The sequence below is a fragment of the Epilithonimonas tenax DSM 16811 genome, from assembly GCF_000428485.1.
Taxonomy (GTDB): Bacteria; Bacteroidota; Bacteroidia; order Flavobacteriales; family Weeksellaceae; genus Epilithonimonas; species Epilithonimonas tenax.
Genome location: NZ_AUAA01000003.1, coordinates 54622 through 75454, shown reverse-complemented (window position 1 = coordinate 75454; position 20833 = coordinate 54622). Strand labels below are relative to the sequence as shown.

At 37.5% G+C, this 20833-nt stretch carries 23 protein-coding genes; 12 read left to right on the top strand and 11 right to left on the bottom strand.

All coding sequences use genetic code 11. The annotated features are described in order from the left end of the window. The first annotated feature begins 181 nt into the window (after positions 1-181). Together F564_RS0102215 and F564_RS0102205 are read left to right on the top strand one after the other, a co-directional pair. A complete protein-coding gene (locus F564_RS0102215) occupies positions 182-754 on the top strand; it encodes a cob(I)yrinic acid a,c-diamide adenosyltransferase (RefSeq protein WP_028121166.1) in 573 nt (190 codons plus the stop codon). Between the two features lie 118 nt (positions 755-872). After that, positions 873-1502, top strand: a complete 630-nt coding sequence (locus tag F564_RS0102205) for a thiamine diphosphokinase (protein WP_028121165.1) — start codon at positions 873-875, stop codon at positions 1500-1502. Between the two features lie 106 nt (positions 1503-1608). Here the strand turns inward: F564_RS0102205 and F564_RS0102200 are convergent, their stop codons facing one another. Together F564_RS0102200 and F564_RS0102195 are read right to left on the bottom strand one after the other, a co-directional pair. After that, positions 1609-2094, bottom strand: a complete 486-nt coding sequence (locus F564_RS0102200) for a hypothetical protein (RefSeq protein ID WP_028121164.1) — start codon at positions 2092-2094, stop codon at positions 1609-1611. Further along, the gene (locus F564_RS0102195; RefSeq protein ID WP_028121163.1) at positions 2091-2837 is read right to left on the bottom strand and encodes a DUF3800 domain-containing protein; all 747 of its coding nucleotides are present in this window, start codon (positions 2835-2837) and stop codon (positions 2091-2093) included. The genes F564_RS0102200 and F564_RS0102195 overlap by 4 nt, the downstream gene beginning before the upstream one ends. A gap of 184 nt (positions 2838-3021) precedes the next feature. On the opposite strand from F564_RS0102195, the gene F564_RS0102190 reads away from it, so the two are divergent. After that, on the top strand, positions 3022-4413 hold the full coding sequence (locus F564_RS0102190; RefSeq protein ID WP_028121162.1) for a type III PLP-dependent enzyme domain-containing protein: 1392 nt from the start codon (positions 3022-3024) through the stop codon (positions 4411-4413). A gap of 75 nt (positions 4414-4488) precedes the next feature. Here F564_RS0102190 and F564_RS0102185 read toward each other — a convergent pair whose 3' ends face one another. After that, positions 4489-5121 (bottom strand): NAD(P)H-dependent oxidoreductase, encoded by a 633-nt coding sequence (locus F564_RS0102185; protein ID WP_028121161.1) that lies wholly within the window; start codon positions 5119-5121, stop codon positions 4489-4491. A 192-nt stretch (positions 5122-5313) separates the two neighbouring features. On the opposite strand from F564_RS0102185, the gene F564_RS0102180 reads away from it, so the two are divergent. The 7 genes from F564_RS0102180 (at position 5314) to F564_RS0102150 (ending at position 13378) form a co-directional block, all read left to right on the top strand. Then, entirely contained in the window at positions 5314-5661 is a 348-nt protein-coding gene (locus tag F564_RS0102180; RefSeq protein ID WP_028121160.1) for a winged helix-turn-helix transcriptional regulator, read from the top strand. A 76-nt stretch (positions 5662-5737) separates the two neighbouring features. Beyond that, positions 5738-7225 carry a helix-turn-helix domain-containing protein gene (locus F564_RS19805; RefSeq protein WP_028121159.1) on the top strand — a complete coding sequence of 496 codons (1488 nt, stop codon included), beginning with the start codon at positions 5738-5740 and terminating at the stop codon, positions 7223-7225. Between the two features lies 1 nt (position 7226). Further along, positions 7227-8306 carry a tetratricopeptide repeat protein gene (locus F564_RS0102170; protein WP_154656783.1) on the top strand — a complete coding sequence of 360 codons (1080 nt, stop codon included), beginning with the start codon at positions 7227-7229 and terminating at the stop codon, positions 8304-8306. A gap of 155 nt (positions 8307-8461) precedes the next feature. After that, the gene (locus tag F564_RS0102165; RefSeq protein WP_028121157.1) at positions 8462-9892 is read left to right on the top strand and encodes a GEVED domain-containing protein; all 1431 of its coding nucleotides are present in this window, start codon (positions 8462-8464) and stop codon (positions 9890-9892) included. Between the two features lie 110 nt (positions 9893-10002). Beyond that, complete coding sequence (locus tag F564_RS0102160) at positions 10003-11982, top strand: beta strand repeat-containing protein (RefSeq protein ID WP_028121156.1); 1980 nt, start codon at positions 10003-10005, stop codon at positions 11980-11982. Between the two features lie 96 nt (positions 11983-12078). Further along, positions 12079-13155, top strand: coding sequence for a reprolysin-like metallopeptidase (locus tag F564_RS0102155; RefSeq protein WP_154656782.1), 1077 nt, complete (start codon positions 12079-12081; stop codon positions 13153-13155). Next, positions 13106-13378, top strand: a complete 273-nt coding sequence (locus F564_RS0102150) for a T9SS type A sorting domain-containing protein (RefSeq protein ID WP_028121154.1) — start codon at positions 13106-13108, stop codon at positions 13376-13378. The genes F564_RS0102155 and F564_RS0102150 overlap by 50 nt, the downstream gene beginning before the upstream one ends. A 68-nt stretch (positions 13379-13446) precedes the next feature. On the opposite strand, the gene F564_RS19800 is transcribed toward F564_RS0102150, so the two are convergent. The 8 genes from F564_RS19800 to F564_RS0102125 form a co-directional block, all read right to left on the bottom strand. After that, positions 13447-13776 carry a hypothetical protein gene (locus F564_RS19800; protein ID WP_051259531.1) on the bottom strand — a complete coding sequence of 110 codons (330 nt, stop codon included), beginning with the start codon at positions 13774-13776 and terminating at the stop codon, positions 13447-13449. A 12-nt stretch (positions 13777-13788) separates the two neighbouring features. Further along, entirely contained in the window at positions 13789-14055 is a 267-nt protein-coding gene (locus F564_RS20100; protein ID WP_076605641.1) for a serine hydrolase domain-containing protein, read from the bottom strand. A gap of 39 nt (positions 14056-14094) precedes the next feature. After that, positions 14095-14577 carry a serine hydrolase domain-containing protein gene (locus F564_RS20095; protein WP_076605640.1) on the bottom strand — a complete coding sequence of 161 codons (483 nt, stop codon included), beginning with the start codon at positions 14575-14577 and terminating at the stop codon, positions 14095-14097. A 9-nt stretch (positions 14578-14586) separates the two neighbouring features. Beyond that, on the bottom strand, positions 14587-15102 hold the full coding sequence (locus F564_RS20090) for a hypothetical protein (RefSeq protein WP_076605639.1): 516 nt from the start codon (positions 15100-15102) through the stop codon (positions 14587-14589). 334 nt (positions 15103-15436) lie between these two features. After that, positions 15437-15712 carry a hypothetical protein gene (locus F564_RS0102140; protein ID WP_161625924.1) on the bottom strand — a complete coding sequence of 92 codons (276 nt, stop codon included), beginning with the start codon at positions 15710-15712 and terminating at the stop codon, positions 15437-15439. Positions 15713-15776: 64 nt separating this feature from the next. Then, positions 15777-16043 carry a DUF2089 family protein gene (locus F564_RS0102135; RefSeq protein ID WP_028121152.1) on the bottom strand — a complete coding sequence of 89 codons (267 nt, stop codon included), beginning with the start codon at positions 16041-16043 and terminating at the stop codon, positions 15777-15779. Positions 16044-16188: 145 nt separating this feature from the next. Then, complete coding sequence (locus tag F564_RS0102130; protein WP_028121151.1) at positions 16189-16887, bottom strand: hypothetical protein; 699 nt, start codon at positions 16885-16887, stop codon at positions 16189-16191. 32 nt (positions 16888-16919) lie between these two features. Next, positions 16920-18548: an acyl-CoA carboxylase subunit beta gene (locus tag F564_RS0102125; protein WP_028121150.1), complete on the bottom strand. Its 1629-nt coding sequence runs from the start codon at positions 18546-18548 to the stop codon at positions 16920-16922. Between the two features lie 291 nt (positions 18549-18839). Here F564_RS0102125 and F564_RS0102120 point away from each other — a divergent pair, with 291 nt between their 5' ends. Together F564_RS0102120 and F564_RS0102115 are read left to right on the top strand one after the other, a co-directional pair. Beyond that, entirely contained in the window at positions 18840-19748 is a 909-nt protein-coding gene (locus tag F564_RS0102120) for a DMT family transporter (protein ID WP_028121149.1), read from the top strand. Then, a complete protein-coding gene (locus F564_RS0102115; RefSeq protein ID WP_028121148.1) occupies positions 19745-20824 on the top strand; it encodes a putative type IX sorting system protein PorV2 in 1080 nt (359 codons plus the stop codon). The genes F564_RS0102120 and F564_RS0102115 overlap by 4 nt, the downstream gene beginning before the upstream one ends. Positions 20825-20833 lie beyond the last annotated feature (9 nt).

Below are 20833 nucleotides of genomic sequence, written 5' to 3'. Positions count from 1 at the left end.
TTTTTATCTGCATCTTTTTTATTTATATGTATTTATCAGATGTAATGTCCATCCTATTTCTGCTTTTGTACAAACTTAGCCTTCCACTTTTCATTACAGCAATTTAAGAAAAATATAAAATGTAATGATGACATTATTTTCGAATCAAAATCTTATTTTTAAACTTTCGTAAAAGAAGGAAATGAAGATATATACAAAAACCGGCGACAAAGGCGAAACCGGACTTTATGGCGGAAGCAGAATCTCCAAAGCCAGTGCAAGAGTGGAATCTTACGGCAACATCGATGAGCTGAATGCGAACATTGGCGTTGCAAAATCTCACATTGATGATGAAAATGTCATTAATCAACTCAAAAAAATCCAGTTTGACCTTTTTACAGTAGGTTCCGAAGCTTCGACACCGATTGATAAACTATTTTTGGCTAATGGAAAAGCCAGATTACCACTCGTAATTTCCGACAAAGAAATCGAAGAATTGGAAACTTGGATGGATGCGATGGAAGAGAAAGTGGAACCCTTGCAGTATTTCATTTTGCCTGGCGGTGGAAAAGCATCGACTTTTCTTCACGTCGCGAGAACGGTTTGCAGACGCGCAGAACGCAGTTTGGTTTTCCTGAATCAATCTGAAGAAGTGCGACCGGAATTAATCAAATATTTGAATCGTTTGTCGGATTATCTTTTTGTGTTGGCAAGATATGTTTCAAAATTGAATAATGAATCTGAGGAATATTGGAATCCTAATGATAGAACTTAGATGAAGAAAGTAATTTTAATCATAATCGGAGCTGTATTTTTAAGTTCTTGTACAATTTCTAAACCGACTAAGGAAACTGAAAAAGGCTTTTTCTTCAAGACGAAACATAAAAAGGATAGTGAAAAATAGAGCCTTGCTTTTCATCAATGGTGAACCGCCAAAAGAATTCCCTAATCTGTCAGATTATGAGTTGATTGCTTGTACCGACGGCGCTTTTCATTATTTGAAGGAATTGAATTTTCCATTAGAAAAACTGGATTTTATTTCAGGAGATTTCGATTCGTTTAATTTGGAAACGCTTCGAGAGCCTCAGCGTGACAGCTTTGAAATTTTCGAAACGCCCGACCAGAATAAAACTGATTTCCACAAAGCTTTGGAATTAATTTTTGAAAAAGGCTTTGATAATATCGATGTTTACGGCGCAAGTGGAGGAGAACAAGATCATTTTCTGGGAAACTTGAGCGTGGCTTTTTTCTTTAAAGATAAATTGAATCTTAGATTTTTTGATAATTATTCGTCATATTATTTTATTACGAAAGAATTCGCAATTTCTGATGTGAAGGACAAAATGATATCACTGATGCCGTTTCCAATTGCTAAAAACATTGAAACCAAAGGATTGAAATGGCCTTTGTATAATGAAGATTTGATTCTTGGAGAAAGAATTGGAACGCGGAATATTGCAGAAAATGAGGAAGTTTCAATTAAATATAAAGAGGGTGATTTGCTATTTTTTGTAGGAAAATAGAATTGTAGCACTTTTTTTGTAAAATAATTTTTATCTTTGCAGAAGCTCAGTAACCATATTGAAAAATTAGAAGTGTTAAAGGAGTTTAGAAACCGTTTAGTTATAACTAAGCGGTTTTGGCTTTTAAATAGGCTTCGTATTCCTTTATTTTTTTTCTCAAAGTATGATTCTCTTCAATATAAAACGCTGTCCAGAATAGATAAAAACCTATTCGTTCATTTAGTACGACTAGATATTGTTCACTTTCATTTAAGATATGACTTCTGTTATCTCTTCCAATGGTCTTTTCCCAAATAAAAAAATCCTTGTTTGCATAATTATCAATGCAAAATTTTGGAAATCTAATCCTTTCCATTCTTCGGAAGTCCGGACTTCTATCATTTTCAATATCTCCTACGTGAGTAATGTGATAGAATGTTCGATGAATCCCATCAACTTCTGGGTGTTTTTGTGCAGAAACTTTTAATCCGTTATAAATCGGTTGGTGGGCTATGAAATTAGAATGAAATACATTATAGACAACATCAAAATACGATTTGAAGTTACCGTTAAAATCTTCAAACAGAATTAATTCAGGAAAATTCAAACTCATATAAAATAAGGCTTTTGCGGTTCCCAAATAAAAATGTTAAACTTTCCTTCTTTTAAAAGAGTAGATTTTGTAAGTGAATATTTGGACCTTTTTCTAATTAATTCCACTAATTCATTTTTAGGCTTGCTTTGAGAAAGTTTCCGGTTGACATATGAAAGTGCTCCTGTTAATAAATCCGTTAATTGTAATATTTCTACTTCGTGAGACCGAACTTGTTGAACTTTTTTTATAATTTCTTTCGAATAATCGTATTTGTCATTTCTGAGAATAGCTTCTAGCTTATGTACTTTTTCTTTACTTCTAGTGTCTTTGATGTCGATGTAAATATGATGTGAAAATTCTGGATTTAATATTGCTTTTAACATTCCAAAATACATTTTATAATAAAAGGTGTCGTGCGTATGTTTGAATGTTTCATAATCTACTTTGTCCTTATTTGAAACCACCAAAATCCTAAACTGTAAATCATCATTATCAAAAAAATAATTTATTACATCTTTGTAATATTCTATTTTTGATTTTGAGACTTTATTCCATTTAAGCTCATAATATGTTCTATTTTCTTTTTTGTTTTTTTTGTATTTTGGAATTAAATTGTGTTTTTCTTTAAAACTATATAGACGTTCAAAAATTTCTTCTTTTTTTTCAAGAGGGCAATATACAGCGCCTAAAGACATAATAGATTCACCATCATTTTCCAAATGACAACTTTCGTCGCAATATATATTTATAGTTGGTCTCATTTTGTATTTATAGTAAAGACAAAATTAATTAATTTAACAGACAAATTAAATGAAAAGTAATAAAGTCAGTTTTTTGATTTTTTTGTTAAAAAAAGTCATTGTTTTTTATAGAATTATTAACGTAGAAATTCAGTTTATTTCATCATTTTTGTACCGTAAAACAATTAACTTTTTTTAGCCGGAAATGAAAATAAAATATTCTGAACTAATTGACCAAACGCTTTATTTTCCTACAGAAGAATTCAATGTAGAAGAGAATACGCTGAAATTCCATGATATTAATCTCATGGAAGTTGTGGAAAAATTCGGAACCCCTTTGAAGTTCAATTATCTCCCAAAAATTTCTCAGAATATAGAAAGAGCAAAATTCTGGTTCAAGGAAGCTTTTGAAAAGAACGATTACCAAAAATCTTACAGATACTGCTACTGTACGAAGTCCAGCCATTTTGCCTTCGTTGTAGAAGAGGCTTTGAAAAATGACATCAGTCTGGAAACCTCTTCCGCTTACGACATGGACATCGTGAAATCCCTTTATGACAAAGGAAAAGTAAGTAAAGATATCGAAGTAATATGTAATGGTTTTAAAACCGACGATTATCTGGTCAAGATTTCTGACCTCATCAACAGCGGTTTCGAAAATATCACGCCGATTTTGGACAATTACAGAGAACTGGATAAGCTGACGGAAAGCATCGACAGAACTTTTGACATTGGAATCAGGATTGCCGCAGAGGAAGAGCCGAAATTCGAGTTTTATACCTCCAGATTAGGAATCGGATACAAGGATATCATACCATATTACAGCCAGAAAATTGCGGAACATCCGAATGCGAGGCTGAAAATGCTTCACTTTTTCATCAATACCGGAATCAAAGACACAGCATATTATTGGAATGAATTGTACAAATGTCTCCGAGTCTATGCCAGACTGAAAAAAATTGCACCGGAAGTAGATTCTCTTAATATTGGTGGTGGTTTTCCTATCAAGACTTCGCTTAATTTTGATTATGATTACCAGTATATGGTCAATGAGATTGTGTCTCAGATCAAGAAATTCTGTGAGGAAGAAGGTGTAGAGGAACCAAATATTTATACAGAATTCGGAAGCTTTACCGTAGGCGAAAGTGGTGGTCATCTTTATAAAATTATTTCTCAGAAACGTCAAAACGACAGAGAGAAATGGAATATGATCGACTCTTCTTTTATGACGACTTTGCCAGATACGTGGGCTATTTCCCGTCACTTTATTATGTTGCCGCTTAACCGTTGGGAAGATTCCTATGAAAGGGTTTTTCTAGGTGGATTGACTTGTGATTCAGATGATTACTATAATTCTGAACAGCATACGAATGCGATTTATCTGCCAGTTTTCAATGAGACCAAATCTTTGTACATCGGGTTTTTCCATACGGGCGCTTATCAGGAAACGATTGGCGGTTATGGTGGTGTTCACCACTGTCTCATGCCTCAGCCCAAACATATTTTGATTGATAAAGATGAAGATGGAAATTTCACTTACGAGCTTTTCCGGGAAGAACAACGGGCGGAAGATGTCTTAAAACTGTTAGGGTATTAGAATAGAAATTAGAGCTTAGATTTAAACCTTAAAGCATACAAAAAGCGTCCTGAAATGATCAGGACGCTTTTTAATTTATTTGATTTCTGTGATGAATTCCTCGTTTGGTGTTCTGTATTTTTTCAGATTTACAAGCCAATCTCCGCTGGTGTCTCTGTAACCTAACGGTAGAATCACAACGCTTTTTAATCCTTTTTCATTGAGGCCCAAAAGTTCATCCAGAGCTTTACTGTCAAAACCTTCCATAGGTGTTGCGTCTACTTTTTGTTCAGCTGCAGCGGCGATGGCTAAGCCGAAAGAGATGTACGCCTGTTTTGCAGCGTGGGTGGCGTGCCACTCATTTCCAAGCGGCTCGTACATTCCCCAAAGTCTGGCCTTGTAATCGTCCATCGCTTCTTTAGGGATTCCTCTTTCTGCGGTTGTTTTTTCGAAAACCTCAGAAATGCTGTTGTGAGAATAGCCGTCCCAAGCCGCCCAAACCAAAAGGTGAGAACCTCCTGTAATCTGAATCTGGTTAAAGGCAATAGGCTGAATTTTTTCCAGCAACTCCTTATTGCTAATGACAAACAATCTGTAAGGTTGTAAACCGGAAGAAGAAGGTGCAAGCCTCGCAGCTTCCAAAATGTAATCTACTTTATCTTGAGGAACAGTTTCTCCGTTCATTTTTTTTGTTGCATAACGCCAGTTAAGGTCATCTATTAAGCTCATTTTTTTATATTTTTTTAAATTGATAATACAAAGTTACTTAAGAAAAGTTTACTTTTGTAATAAGGTTACAAAAAGTTATTATTACCAAAAAGTTACTGATTTGTAAAACAGGTGATTATGTAATTTTTGTCCATCATTTATTACCATATGATATCTATCTCACTACTTTGAGCAAATTCAAAAAAAATACTTATGAAAATAAAATGCTGTAGGACCAATATGATGGCCGTGCAAGATACCATGGATGTTTTGAAAGGTCGTTGGAAGATTCATATCATCGCAGCTTTATGCTATGATAAACTCAGGTTTTCTGATCTGCAGAAGGAAATAGTAGGTATATCTGCCAAAATGCTGAGTAGCGAATTGAAGGATTTGGAAATCAATAAGTTAGTAGAAAGAACCGTACTGAAAACGCAACCCGTAAGCGTAGAATATGAATTGACAGCATATGGCTATACCTTGAAGAAAGTGATAGAGAATCTTGCCGATTGGGGAATCCAACACCGGAAAACGATCATTGGGAAAGTATTGGAAAATTGATCGTGGTTTTTATATTTTAAATCGGATTGAGCTAAGAATTTTTTATCTTTAAACCTTGTCTTTGATTTTTCAAAAAATGATGGTCAGAATTTTTTCTTTGCTGTTGTCTCTCGTATTTGCAGTCCATGTAAATGCACAAGTCAACGATGCACAAAATCTGACAAGGGACATAAAAGCACTGATGTATTCTGACCCAGACAAAGCCATCAAGACAGCACAATACATAGTGTCGAACCAGAGTTTTGGAACGACAGAAGATGTTTATAACGCCCTGCTTTTGCAGTCCGAAATTTACTTTAATCAAAGAAGATACAATGATGCGGTTGTAAAACTGATATCAGCCGACCGGATTTCCGTAAACATTGACAACGATTTCCTGAAGACAAAAAATGAATATCTGATTGGGAAACTTTATCTGGAACTTGGTTTTCTGGATGAGTACAATGAAGTCATGACTGATATTGACGAGCTGGCGGCATCATTGAAAAATCAGGAAGAAAAAAAATGTGTTGCATCCTGGAAAAATGAGCTAGAGATTTTGAAGTACTATCACCAAGGCAAATACAAAGAAGCTTTGGTGAAAGTTAAAAAAAGTACCAATGGTGAGACAAAACTTGACGCCTTCTACAGGTCACGTTTGCAGTTCTTTAACTTAGTTTTAAACCATAGCAAAGCGGATAGTTCTCAAGATGCTGAGCCTCCTTATTTTCAGTTTCTGTCAGAACTGATCGGTTTGAGATCCCAAATCAAAAATGGCACTTTCACAGCGTCGGATCTTTATCAATTAAAAAATCAATTTCCGCAGTACAGGGATGGCGTTTTTTATACAGAGCTCTACAGAGATTGGTCGCAAAACGAGTGTGGAAGCGATGCTGCTGACTGTTTCAGATCCAGGAAAGAATATATCAAATTATTAAAATCAACGATTGCCGACAAACAAGAGGCGCGCGTTAATATCATAAATCTGATTGATCAAAAAGAAAATTCGAAAATCCACCAACAGAAAGAAGTTCATAAAAAGATCTTGTTTCTATCAGCTGTATTGGCCGTTTTGTCTTTGATAATCAGTCTTGTTTATTATTTTATCATGAGAAACAGAGCCCATGTTGCAACGGTAGAATTTGAGAAAGAAAACATTTCTAAAGAATATGAGCAGAAGTTAAGTGATCAATTAAAAGATTTTCAGGCGAGTCACGTGTTTACGATTCCGGAAAAGACTGAAAATCTAATTCTTGCCAATCTGGAAGCCTTTGAGATAAGCCCCAATGTAAGAGATCCTCATCTTTCTTTGGTCGTTCTGGCAAAAAGGATGAATACCAATTCCAAGTATCTTTCGGAGATCATCAATAAGCACAAAGGCAAGAATTTTAATAATTATCTTAATGAGTTACGAGTCAATTACATCGTTGATAAATTAACTCAAAACCCGGAATATCTGCAGTATAAAACCAGTTATCTAGCAGAGGAAGCGGGCTTTGCATCACGCACGACATTTACGACTATTTTTAAAAATGTGACCGGGAAAAGCCCGTCGCAGTTTATCGATGAACTTAAAAACGGATGATATGAAAAAAGTTTTGTATCTCTTGTTTTTGGTATGGGCAATCTTTGGTTTCTCTCAGTCCGAACCCAAATTTGAAAAGCAGATTTCGGAAGTGGACAGGATGGCCTTTATTGATCCTGATTCTGCGCTGGTCATGGTCAAAAAACTGGAGCCGAAGATCGATGATGACAAGCTGCAAAGTAAGTTACTGCTGGCAAAAGGAAGCGCCTACTCTGTAAAGCATTTATCTTCTGCTGCGCTTAAAGCCGGATTCGAAGCTTTGGATATTTCTCAGAGATCGCAGGATTCCCTCATGATGGTCAATACTTTGGGATTCATCGGAAATCAATATTATATACTGAAGCTGAATAAAAAAGCAATCAATTACCTCAACAGGGCAGAAACTATCATTAATTTTCTGAAAGATGGATCTTTGGACCAGATGAGTGCCAATATCTATTTTGTTAAAGCGTTGATTTATAAGGATAATCTTGATCCTGAATTTGCGATCACTTATTTTGATAAAGCGATCTATGAGTACAACAAATACAATGACCGCAGCAGCCTCCTCAATAAGAATATTACCAAGATCCAAAAAGGATATTCTCTGATTGATATCGGGAAGGCTGATGCCGCAGAATTTCTTTTCATGGAAGTCATCAAGGCATCGGATCGGTATAAAATGTCGGAAGTTTCCAATTATGCAAAAGTTGGTTTGGCTATTACTTATGACAACAGAAAAGATTTTGTCAAAGCGAATGAGGTCTTAAGGCGTACAGAACAAGTAATTGGAAATACGGGAAATGTTGGACTCCTAACAGAAGTTTATGATGCGCTGAGTCAAAATTATCTCAACCAGAATAATGCGCCGCAATACTATTTTTACAACCAAAAGCTGGAAAAAAATCTGTTAACTAATGATGAAGTAGAGAAAAAATCTTTCTCGGATCTGCTTCGTAAAAATGTAGAAACACAGAATGATGAATTTCAATATAATCAAAAAATGTACTATTTGTTTGTTGTTTTAATAATTATATTGGCGGTTAGTAGCTTGTTTTATATATTAAAAAAGATAAATACACTCAAGTCTGTAAAACATTAGGTTTGGTCTGTTTGTCTTTTCAATTTATTGGTTTTCAGGTGATTGTGTTCGTAAAAGCGTGTTTATAATCGTGTAAATTCATTGATTCTAAACAGTAATAATTTTCTTTAAAATCATTTCATAGTTACATTTGATTATAATTAAAAATCAAAAATATGAAATTAAAAATCGCCTTTTTTGCATCCCTTCTTTTATCAGCCATACTACCTGCACAGACTATTTCTATTGACACTACAGTGCCAAGTCATCCTGCTGCTGAAAACAGCATTTTAGAATATTGGTATTGGGCTTATGGGGTAAAAGTAACAGGAAGTGGTTTTGCCGCTAACTCAACAATAAAGTTGACCTCTGTTGATCCACAAGGTGGTCTTAGATCTTTATCATCTACGACAGATGCTACAGGAAATATGACATTCCAATTCAATGGCTGGACAAATGTTTCGCCATTAGGATATTATACTTTAAATGCAGTAGATGGTTCAGGCGGTACAGCTTCAGGAAATTATACCGTGATCAAAGATCCTAAGAATGTAATCACCGGCACCGCTAGTCCTGCTGAATTTAAAATGCTGGATTTCGATTATGGTTCCAGAATTGCGGTTAAAAACCTTACGCCATACGGTCAGGTAAAAATTAATGTCGCAAATCCTGCTTCTGGTGCCTGGGAGCTGAATAAAGATGAAGAGATGTATGCGGATGAAAACGGAGAACTGACTATCGAGTTTAACAGTGATTCCAAACTTTTTGCGCCGGCAGGTTTGGTTCCTCTTCAGCCTGTGGAAGGTAATTGGACGTTGAGTTATAATGACTGGTCCGGAGGTGGTCTCAAAGGAAGTACGAAAATAAGAGTCCTTCCAAATAATCTTAGTACCTCTTCTTACTGCGGCGTTTCCGCTACAGCGTCAGAGCCTATCACCTCAGTTACATTTGCAGATATATCCAATACAACAGACCCGAATTCTACCGCTTCTTATGAAAGTTTTCTTTCAAAGGTAGCCAACCTGGAAAGAGGAAAAGAGTACAAGATCACAGTCAAAGGTAATACGTACGGATCTTTCAAGGCCAGTACTTTCACAGCTTTTATCGATTGGAATAGAAACGGAATTCTGGATAACGAAAACGAAATCTACAGAATTGGTTTTGTAAAAGGAAGTACCGGTATGGATACGCAATTTGCAGAACTTAGTATAAAAGTGCCTGCTGATGCCGTTGTAGGCAGTACAAGACTGAGAATTCTAAAAGTTAATTCACCTTCTACCTTTGCAATGTTCTGGCCAACTGGAGCTTGTGGTACATATACCAATGGACAGGTGGAAGATTACTCTATTGTAGTAAAAGAGGCTTTGGCAACAGGAGAAGTGTCTCTCAGCAAAACCCAGTTCTATCCAAATCCTGTGAAAGATGTTTTGACGGTGTCTTCTGGCAAAAAAGTGAACTCCATTTTTGTTTATAATGCTGCTGGGCAATTGGTGAAAACCTCTCAGGATACAGATACAATTGATATGAGTCTACTGCCTGCGGGTGTTTATGTGATAAAAACTGATGTGGAAGGGAAAACGGAAAGTTCCAAAGTCATCAAGAAATAATCACTTTCAAAAACAAATCATAGTGATTTACCAGCTATTGTTCAGGTCCCATCTTTTTGATGGCCAGGTTTTTCACTGTCCAATTTTAACGACTAATATAACTAACTAAAATGAAAAAATATTTATCAATTCTATCCATTCTGTTGGGTGTTACAGCCTTCGCACAAGTTGATGTAACGGCCACCTCCGGTACGCAGACAGCAACTTACACCACGGTAAAAGGAGCTTTTGACGCCATCAATGCAGGAACGCATCAGGGGGTTATTAATGTCATCATCACGGCAAATACTTCTGAAACTGCTACGGCAACCCTTAACAGAAGTACAGGAACATCAAACTATACATCGCTATTATTAAAACCTGCACCAAACGTGACTGCGACTATCACCGGCGCTGCAGCAGGTCCGGTTTTCAGAATCTTGGGAAGCAATATGACAATCGATGGAAGTAATAATGGGACAGGTAGCAGCAACCTCAGTCTTGTAAATGGAAATGTGTCTGGGGCTCAGGTGGTTGCAATGGGTTCTTCAGACGTTGCAAATCCATTGACCAATGTGACTGTAAAAAATACCACGATTATCAATGGTGTCAAAACTTCTGGTTACGGGATCATAGTTAGCAACACTGCAGGCGCAGCGATGGCGGGTTATTTCAGTAATATCAGAATAGAAAATAACTCTATTCAGAAATCTTTTAATGGGATTTATCTGCTAGCGGTGTCGGCCATAGGAAACGGATCTGGTTCTGTCATTACAAAAAACGACCTTTCCACAAGTGGAGATAACTGTAACAGGGCTATGGGGATTTATGTAGGCGGAACAGATGGCGTATCCGTTACGAGTAACAAAATAGGAAACTTCGAAACTACCGTTAACGAATCCAAAAGAGGTATTTGGCTTGCAGTAGCAACAATGAACACTACAGTTAGTGACAATATCATTGATAACATCGGCGTCAATAATGCTGCGGGAGGCAGTGTAACCGGAATCCAGATTTTCACCAATGCAGGATTTGGTAACGCGCCTTCAGCTAATAAGATCCTGAGAAACAAGATATCGACCTTATTCAGCAACGGGTTCAATGGTTCTACTGTGGGGATCAATTTAGGGTCCAGTTCAGTAACTGCTGGTACGGTGATCAGTCAAAATGATATCAGTAATCTGGTAGGAACAAGAACAGCAACGACAGTGGGTTATGGCGCCGAAGCTATCATACTAGGTGCTGGTAATGCTTCTAATACAATAGTTTCCAATAACTTCATTTCAAAAATATCAAGTTATGCGGCCAACACTTCATCAGCAAATTACACAGGAGGTATTTTGATCAACGGAGGTTCTGGCTACAAAGTTTATAATAACTCTGTGTATTTGACAGAAACCCAGAATGACGGTACAAACAAAGGCCTTCCAATTGCTTTCAGTGTTACTTCGGGGGTTTCCACTGCTGGCGCAATTGATCTAAGAAATAATATTTTTGTTGTCAATTTATCAGACAGTTCAATCCCGGCGTATTCGATAGCAGCGCCGCCTGTAGCTTCCTACTTTTCTAATATAGATTACAATATGTATTACAGTTCCGGACCCAATTTAGGACAAACGCCAGGAGGTCCACCAGCATTTACAGATCTTACAGGAATTAAGAGTATTTTGGGCGGTAATGTCAATTCTTTGAAAGCGCTTCCCGTTTTTACCTCCAAAGCAGATCTTCATCTTTCTCAAACATCTGATAACTCAGCTATTGATAACAAAGGTATTTCTTTAGCAGGTGTGACGGTTGATATAGATGATGCCGCAAGAAGTGCTGCCACCCCAGATATTGGCGCAGATGAATTTACTACAGCTACGATGGCGGTAGGTGAGGTGGCCAGCAAAATAAAAATCAGGGTTTATCCTAATCCTGTGAATGATATTCTTACCGTGTATTCTGGAAAAAAAGTAAGCCATATTTCGGTTTATAGTGTTGGCGGTCAAATGATTCGGCAGGTAAACAATACAAATGTCATCAATCTTGCGAAGCTTTCTACAGGTATTTACTTCGTGAAAACCATCGTAGAAGGAACAACAGAAATGACCAAGGTGATCAAGAAATAAATTTCATTCATCATATTTTTTTTAATGAAAGCGAGGCTGATCTTACCGAAAGGCTTCGTTTTATTCGTGATGATTGTTGTAATTTTTATAATAAATATGAAGAACATTTTTATAGTTTTTTCGTTATGCGCAGGGATGATATTGGCTTTCGCTCAGTGGAGTCCGGCTCTGATGACAGGTATGCAAACAAAAGAAACAAAAGCGCTCACTTTCTATTCTCTTGATCTTGATACCTTCAGAGTCCAACTTGCGGCAGCTCAGATTATTGGCAAAAACAGTAAGCCAGTCATTATCGATTTTGCAACTTTAGATGGGCGGATAGAAAAATTTGAAATTTATAGTTTGCCGGTGGTCGAGAAATCCTTAGCAGATCGTTATCAGCTGGGTTCTTATGTAGGTACAAAAGTTGGAGATCCTACAACCTATGTCAGGTTCAGTGTGTCGCCATACGATTTGCAGTCTATGATGTTCAAAAATGGCCAGTATGAATTCATAGAACCATTAAACCAAGAAAAAACAGTCTACGGTGTTTTCTCTAAACCAGGAAACCAGAAAGGTGAACGTGCATTTTCCTGCTCCACTTCCGAATCTCTACAAAAGCAAAATCAGCTGGATAAATTATCAGCTGGGTCTGATTTTTCTAACTCCGCAACGGACTTCAGCAAAGCGAGCGATCAGAAATACAGAACTTACAGATTGGCGATTTCTGTCATTGGAGAATATTTCCAGTATTTTGGAGGCGTAGCTCAGGCCTTTGCTGCCATTAATGCGACGATGACAAGAGTCAATGGGGTCTTCGAAAAAGATTTTGCAATTCATATGAATGTGTTGGATCTTCCTCAGCTTATTTACACCATTCCTGCAACAGATCCTTATTCTAATGCAAATGTAGGGATCGGCGGAGCCTGGAATCTGGAGTTACAGCGCACGCTTACATCTGTCATTGGTAATGACTCTTATGATATTGGTCATCTTTTCGGAAGAGCTGGCGGAACGGGTAGTGCTGGAGATGTGGGCAATGTATGCAGAAATCCGTCTGGTAATAATGATGCTAAATCCAAAGGAGCAGCTTTCAGCACACCAAGAACGGGCGGTCCGGAAGGTGTACGTTTTGATATAGATATTGTGGCGCACGAGATGGGACATCAGTTTTCTGGGTGTCACAGATGCTAAAAAAATCTCTGTTCAATATTATCCTAATCCGGTCAAAGATGTTCTGACGATTTCTTCTGACAAAAACGTGAGTCAGATCTCAGTTTACAGCGTAACAGGACAATTGATGGAGCAAAATCATCATTTTAATAGCATCAATCTTGGTAAATTTTCGTCGGGGATTTACTTTGTAAGAACAACCATCGAAGGTCAAAATAAGATGATCAAGGCGATCAAAAAATAAATTTCATCATAATTGTGTTTTTAATCGGAACGAGGCTGATCCTATGGGAAAAGCCTCGTTTTTTTATTTTAATTCTTCGTGAAGTGATACGTTTTGCCGTTTTGCAGAAGCTGCATCTGATTCTTATCCGGAAAGAAATTGATTTTGATCCCAGCTTGTTCAAATTTGAACTGACCTTTCTCCACCAGTTCCAGCGGAAACTCCGGCTGTCCTTTTCCCTGTGCAAAAAGATGGTCATCTTTTACAAAAATTTTCAACCCAAGAGGAATATCAGAAGAACTATAATCGCTGGTGTATTTCTTTAGTTTTCCATCAGAAGCGGTATTTTCTGTGTGGTTTTCAAACTTTGGATAGGCAGAATTCTGATCATAAATAATATTAAGGATACCGACGGCCAAAGCATTATGAGGTTATTCTTCACCATTGATCAGCATAGTAACAGAATAATCTTCTTTCGCACTATAGGACGTTACGGAATGGTTGCCAGCCGTATCGCCACCGTGACCAAAAGAAACCTTGTTGTAAAAAGGAACAGCCATCAATCCCAGACCAAATTCCAATTTTGATCCCGGTTTTGGCATCATCCTGTCAAGTGTTTCTTTGTTCACAAATTTATTTCTGAATAATGCATTGATGAAAAGATTAAGATCATAAGTTGTAGAAACAATATCACCCAAACCGATGCAATTATGGAAATCAAAATCCTCTATTTCTTTCTAGTTCCCACCGTTATTCTCATAAGATTTGAAAACGTTTGTCGGATGGTCAAGCACAGAAAATGTGTTTTTCATCCCGGCTTTGCCTGTGATATTTTCTTTCAAAAGGACATTGTAAGGTTTCTTAGCTACTTTTTCCAAGATTCTGCTCAACAGGTAATAGCCAGAATTAGAATATCTTGTTTTTTCACCAGGTAAAAATTCTACACCCTGCGCTTTGATGGTGTCAAGAATCGCTTTATTTCCAACCGGTTTTTTGAAAAGCCAATGGTAGTGTTCTCCAACGTAATCGCCCAGTCCGCTGGTGTGATTTAGCATAGATTCCAAAGTGATTTTGTCTGCATTTGGAACTTCAGGATAATATTTGGAAAGCTCGTCAGCGATGTTCAGTTTTCCTTTTTCTACTTGTTGCATCAGCATTACCGCTGTGAACAACTTGCTGATAGAACCAATCTGATAACGGGTGTCAGCATCCCATTTCACATCAGATAACTACTCTTGCCCGAAGTCTTTTTTGTAAACTTCCTTCCCTTTTCGGAAGATAGAAATACTGCCTATGCTCTGTTTATGCTGAGTGATGTACTTGAAAAAATCATCCAGTTTCGCAGTGTTGATTTCGCGGTTTCCGATGTCTTTTATTTTCTCATTTTTCGGATCGGGCTCGCCCTTGTTTCTAAAAAAATTCAGCGGGAATGACCGTTCTCTTTGGGTAAATGTCCCTTCAAAATTATCGGATTTATATGTGCCTTTATAAGAAGCTCCCAGTTCATTCATTTCAAAGATCAGCTCATTATTAGTGAAGTCGGTTTTATCTACCGTGATAAGTTTGTCGCCTTGTTTCGGACTTCTTGCAGATGAAGTGTAAGCGTTGTTTTCTTTTTTAATATGGAGGATGAGAGGCAGTTGCATCCCGCCCAGGTCGATATCGCCTTTCCAGGAACCTGTTAAATCTTGTGCGTAGAAAGTCTGTGCTAATAGAATCAGCACCAATAATAATTTGGTTTTCATATGTGATTTTTTATTGTTTTGTTTAGGTCAGATGCAATCGCCTGCAATGATTTGTGTTATATTTATAAATTTAGCAACGATTTCATATAGGTAAATTGTATTTACAGCATAGTTTGACTTATGATGATTTGCACAAATGAGACGATGACAAAGAGTACTATTTGTTGCCATTTTTTCACGTTGGTAGCCGTCTGGAATCCGTTGTAAAAGAGGACGCAACTATAAATCATCAATGGTAGGGTTGCAAATCCAAAAACTGTGACTACGATGAGACTTAGCGGGTCTATTTGTTTTGGATCACCCGCACTTTCGGTGATCCTTTGTGTGGCATCTTTTAGAAAAGGCAGCGCCGTGCTACTGCTATGATGATAAGTGGAATTGCCGATATCAAAACAGTATTTATGATGTCGATGATACGCGTTTTGCTATTGATGAATTTTGCAAGAACAAACAAAACGGAGATGGCGAAAATATAACTTAGAAAATTGATTCTAACAATATCCCAGATCGTCTCATTCTCTTCCAACAATGAAAGATGGAAGACGCTGTCGTTTACCATTCTCGTAAAGTTGCAGGCAAAAATATTAATGATGAAAAATATAATACCCACAAAAGAACATACTTCTCATCAAATTTCTCAAACGGATTCAAAATAGTTTTCCAGTTCATCGTTTTTAGTTTTGAAGTTTTTTTACTTTTTGTATAAGATCATCCATCTTGTTCCTCATTGTTGGGTAGGAGAGTTCTGCCTGTTTCGCCATTTCCTTGATGCTGCCGCTGGAAAGGAAAAAGTTGAGGATGAAGTCCTGATCATCCCGGCTCAGTTTCAGAAGAACAGGCAGCTCATAGTTTCCGTTCACCTGTGTCTCACAAGACGGACATTTCATTTGGCTCACATTCAATGTATGATCGCAGCTCGGACATATGATCGGAAGTTTCATTTCTTTAATTTTGTTTTACAAATGTAATAATTATTTTAATAAAGTTAAATAATATTTTAATTTTGTTTAAATTTGTGTTGACTTAATGGCATAAAAAAACTTCCAAAAGAGGAAGTTTAATTTTGGAAGAAAAAATAACGGATTATCATTTCGGGTTATTGCGGCCTTGATCACTTTTTGTATAATCACTGTAGTTTCCTTGGTAATAAGCTTTTTGTTCCATTTTGCCTAGCTGTTGCCTGCTGTGTTTCCAATAAGTTTGTTCAAACTTTTTGGTAAGGGTAATTGAGCATATTGGACTTTTGCTTGTGATTTTTAATTTTACCATCTTGATGTAATTGATGTCAGAGAAAAAGAACTGAGGGATTTTCTCCGTAGATTCTTGGCTCTCTCCATTTGCGTAAGTCACTGTCCATCTGTAAAGATAATCGTTTGAATTTTCGTTTGGAAAAAATGAAATGATTGTTTCTGTAACTTTTACATCCTTAAAATCATCAATCAGTATTCCACAGTTATGTTCTGCAATAGTTTGTTTTGGATCTACGACATTGATTACTTGCTCACATTGCAATGGTCCTTGATTGGTCAAGACTGAGACCGAAAGTGTAGTTTTTCCAACGCCAGTCGCTTTGACGGTTATTTGTTGAGTTTTATTTTCCAAGTCAATTTTAAGATTTTTCTCAACTGATGATTTCCAAAAGTAACATTCTTCACACTGTGCTTTGGGATCTACTGAGAAAAAGCCTGATTCATTAACATTCATTGAAGTGTTTCCGGCAATAGTACATTGCGCAAAAGCAATGGTTGCCAGAAATCCGGCAGCCAGAGTCAAAAATTTTTTCATCTGTTCGTGTTTTTACAAAAGTAATATAAATTTTACACCTGTATCACACCCAGATTGAATTTTTCTGTGATCGGAGAATGATTCGCTGCTTCTATTCCCATACTGATCCATTTTCTGGTATCCACAGGATTGATGATCGCATCTGTCCACAGTCTTGCCGCCGCATAAGTTGGTTGGGTTTGTCTGGTGTAATCTTTCAAGATTCTGTCCAGGAGTTCTTTTCTATCTTCTTCTGTGATCTCTTTCCCTTGTTTTTTAAGAGCAGATTCCTGTATCTGAAGAAGCACTTTTCCCGCCTGCGAACCGCCCATTACAGCGAGTTCTGCCCAAGGCCAGGCGACAATCAGTCGCGGATCATATGCTTTTCCGCACATCGCATAATTTCCTGCGCCATAAGAATTGCCAGTAATCACTGTGAATTTCGGAACCACGGAGTTGGCTACTGCATTTACCATTTTTGCGCCATCTTTGATGATGCCTCCTTGTTCAGATTTGGAACCCACCATAAAACCTGTCACGTCTTGCAAGAAGACCAACGGTATTTTTCTCTGATTACAATTGGCGATAAATCGGGTTGCTTTATCAGCAGAGTCAGAATAGATCACGCCTCCAAACTGCATCTCGCCTTTTCCGCTTTTCACCAGTTTTCTTTGGTTGGCAACTATTCCCACGCTCCAGCCATCTATTCTTGCAGTTGCACAAATGATGCTTTTGCCATAATCAGCCTTATATTCTTCGTATTCAGAATTGTCAACCAGACATTTGATTATTTCCAGCGTATCATATTGGTCGGATCTGATAATGGGCATTAATCCGAAAATATGATCGGGATTTTCCTTCGGCGGTGCACTTTCTATCCGGTCAAAGCCGGCTTTTTCATAGTTGCCGATAGACTTCATGATGGTTTTGATCCTATCCAGCGCATCTTTGTCGTCTTTGGCTTTGTAATCTGTCACGCCAGATATCTCGCAGTGCATCGTTGCACCACCCAGACTTTCATTGTCAATATTTTCTCCAATAGCTGCTTTCACAAGATAACTTCCTGCGAGGAAGATACTTCCAGTTTTGTCGACGATCATCGCTTCATCACTCATAATGGGCAAATAGGCGCCGCCGGCCACACAGCTTCCCATGATCGCAGAGATCTGAACGATTCCCGCTGAACTCATCTTGGCATTGTTTCGGAAGATTCTTCCAAACATTTCTTTATCTGGGAAAATTTCGTCCTGCATCGGTAAGAAAACACCTGCGGAATCTACTAAATAAATAATAGGCAAACGGTTTTCCATCGCTATTTCCTGAGCACGTAGATTTTTCTTTCCCGTGATGGGAAACCAGGCGCCTGCTTTTACCGTGGCATCATTGGCAACGACCACGCACTGTCTGCCGGAAACATACCCCATCATCACGACAACGCCGCCGGCAGGACATCCGCCGTACTCTTCATACATCTCGTAACCTGCAAAAGCACCGATTTCTATAGATTCAGAATTTTTGTCGAAAAGATATTCCAATCTTTCTCGGGCGGTCATTTTTCCTTGGTCATGTTGCTTTTGAAGCGCTTTTTCGCCACCACCCAGTTTGATCTTTGACAAGGTCTTTTTGATGTCAGAATATTTCAGTTTGTTGATGTCTTCTCTTTTATTGAACTCTAAATCCATTGGTTTTTTCTTTGCTCTAAAGATAAAATATTTTAAATAATCACAAAACGGAATCTATCATTCTTCGTTTTTGAGGATTGGCGTAAAATATATGGGGCTTTTCTCCGTTATCAATCCAAATGAAATAAATTTTTAGTTAGTTTATGTTATTTTAATAAGTTCTTTATTAGAAGATCCGTCCCGAAATTTTGGACGGATTTTTTTATCAAAGAATGTTTCCGATTGTTGCTTTTTAGAATCAGAATCTCTATTATTTATAGTAATTTTGCAAACTGAAAATCAATAGTTACAATGAAGAATTCCTATTTGCTGAGGTTGCATTTTATCGTTTTTTTGTGGGGTTTTACGGCAATTCTTGGGAAATTGATCTTAGCAGAGGCTCAGGTACTTGTGTTTTACAGGATGTTATTTGCTGCAGTATTTCTTTATTTATACTTAAGATTAATAAAAAAAGAAAGCATCAAGGTTTCTAAAAACTTACTAATAAAATTGGTGGGAATCGGGAGTGTAATGGCTTTTCACTGGCTGTTTTTTTTCCAGTCTATCAAGGTTTCCAACGTTTCTATTGCTTTGTCTTGTCTTTCATTATCAACATTATTTGCCGCATTGATAGAACCATTGGTTTATAAACGAAAACCCGATTGGGCAGAAGTGATCATCGGAATCATTATTGTGATTTGTATTTCATTGATTTTCAATGCAGAGCTGAAATATAAGGAAGGCATTGTTTATGGGATTTTCTGTGCGCTTTTTGGGACGATATTCTCTGTTCTGAATGGAAAAATGTTTGGAAAAACCAGCTCTGGAAATATTATTTTTTACGAGATTGCCGGCGGTTGGATAATTATCAGTCTGTTTTTTGTTTTCACAGGACAAATTTCTTCTGTCGGCGAAATAAGTTATGCCGATATTGCGTTAATAGTATTGCTGGCTTCTGTATTTACGGCTTACCCAATGTTTGAAAGTGTGAAACTGATGAAGTTCATTTCGCCTTTTACATTGATCCTGACTGTTAATCTGGAACCGGTTTACGGGATTATCCTAGCTTTTTTTATCTTTGGAGCATCAGAGCATATGAGTCCTGTTTTTTATGGTGCCTCTTTCGTCATGATTGCCTCGATTGTGGTTAACGGAATTATCAAATCGAGAAGAAGACAGGAAGAAACCATTACAGAAACCTCTGTAAATAACGTGGAATGAAAAGAATTTTATTTTTTTTACTGATTATTTTAACCCCGTTTTCTGATGCACAGATCATCAGAAAATATTCCAATGAGTTCCTGAATATTGGTGCCGGTGCAAGAGGTCTTGCGATGGGTGGTGCTGTGGTTTCCAATCAGGACGATGTCTATTCTCCGATGTGGAATCCCGCTGGATTGATGAAAATCGATAAAGATTGGCAGGTGGCGGCCATGCATGCAGAATATTTTGAATCCATTGCCAAATACGATTATCTGTCCTATGCCAAACCACTGGATTATGGAAACGGCGTTTTTGCCATTTCTTTTGTCCGGTTAGGCGTTGATAATATCCTCAATACAACCCAGTTGATTGATTCCGAGGGGAATATTGATTATGATAAAATCAGTTCATTTTCTACCTCAGATTATGCTGCTTTATTTTCTTATGCTTTTCATCCGAACGGCAACCAAAAACTAGACGTTGGGGCTACAGCCAAAGTGGTTTATAGAAATGTCGGAAAGTTTGCAAGCGGTTACGGTTTTGGATTCGATCTTGGTGCGATCTATCATACAGATACGGAGTGGAATTTGGGTTTTATGCTCAGAGATGCCACCACTACAGTTAACTTCTGGACAATCAATCAGAAAGAATTGTCAGCGGTTGTCAATGGAGAAGAGTTCAACCCGGCGCCAAAGGACAAGATGGAAATCACAATGCCAAAGCTAAATCTGGGTGTCAGTCGTACATATGAATTCAACAGAGATCTAAAACTTTTGCCGGAAGCAGGTCTTAATATTGATTTTGCTAAAACCGCGGCCCTGGTTTCTACAGATTTCGCAAGTATCACGCCGTATGCTGGTGGAGAACTGATTTTCCAGGATATGATCTTTGTGAGGTTGGGACTCAATAGGTTTCAAACTATTTCTGATATCGAGGATCTGAAACGCAAAGTTTCTTTCCAGCCAAGCGCAGGTATTGGGATCAAATATAAAGGATTGACTTTGGATTACGCTATTACCAATTCCGGAATTGGCGGCTCCAATTTTTACTCCAATTTCTTTTCTTTAAAATTGGATATGCAGGGCTTTAGATAATATTATAAA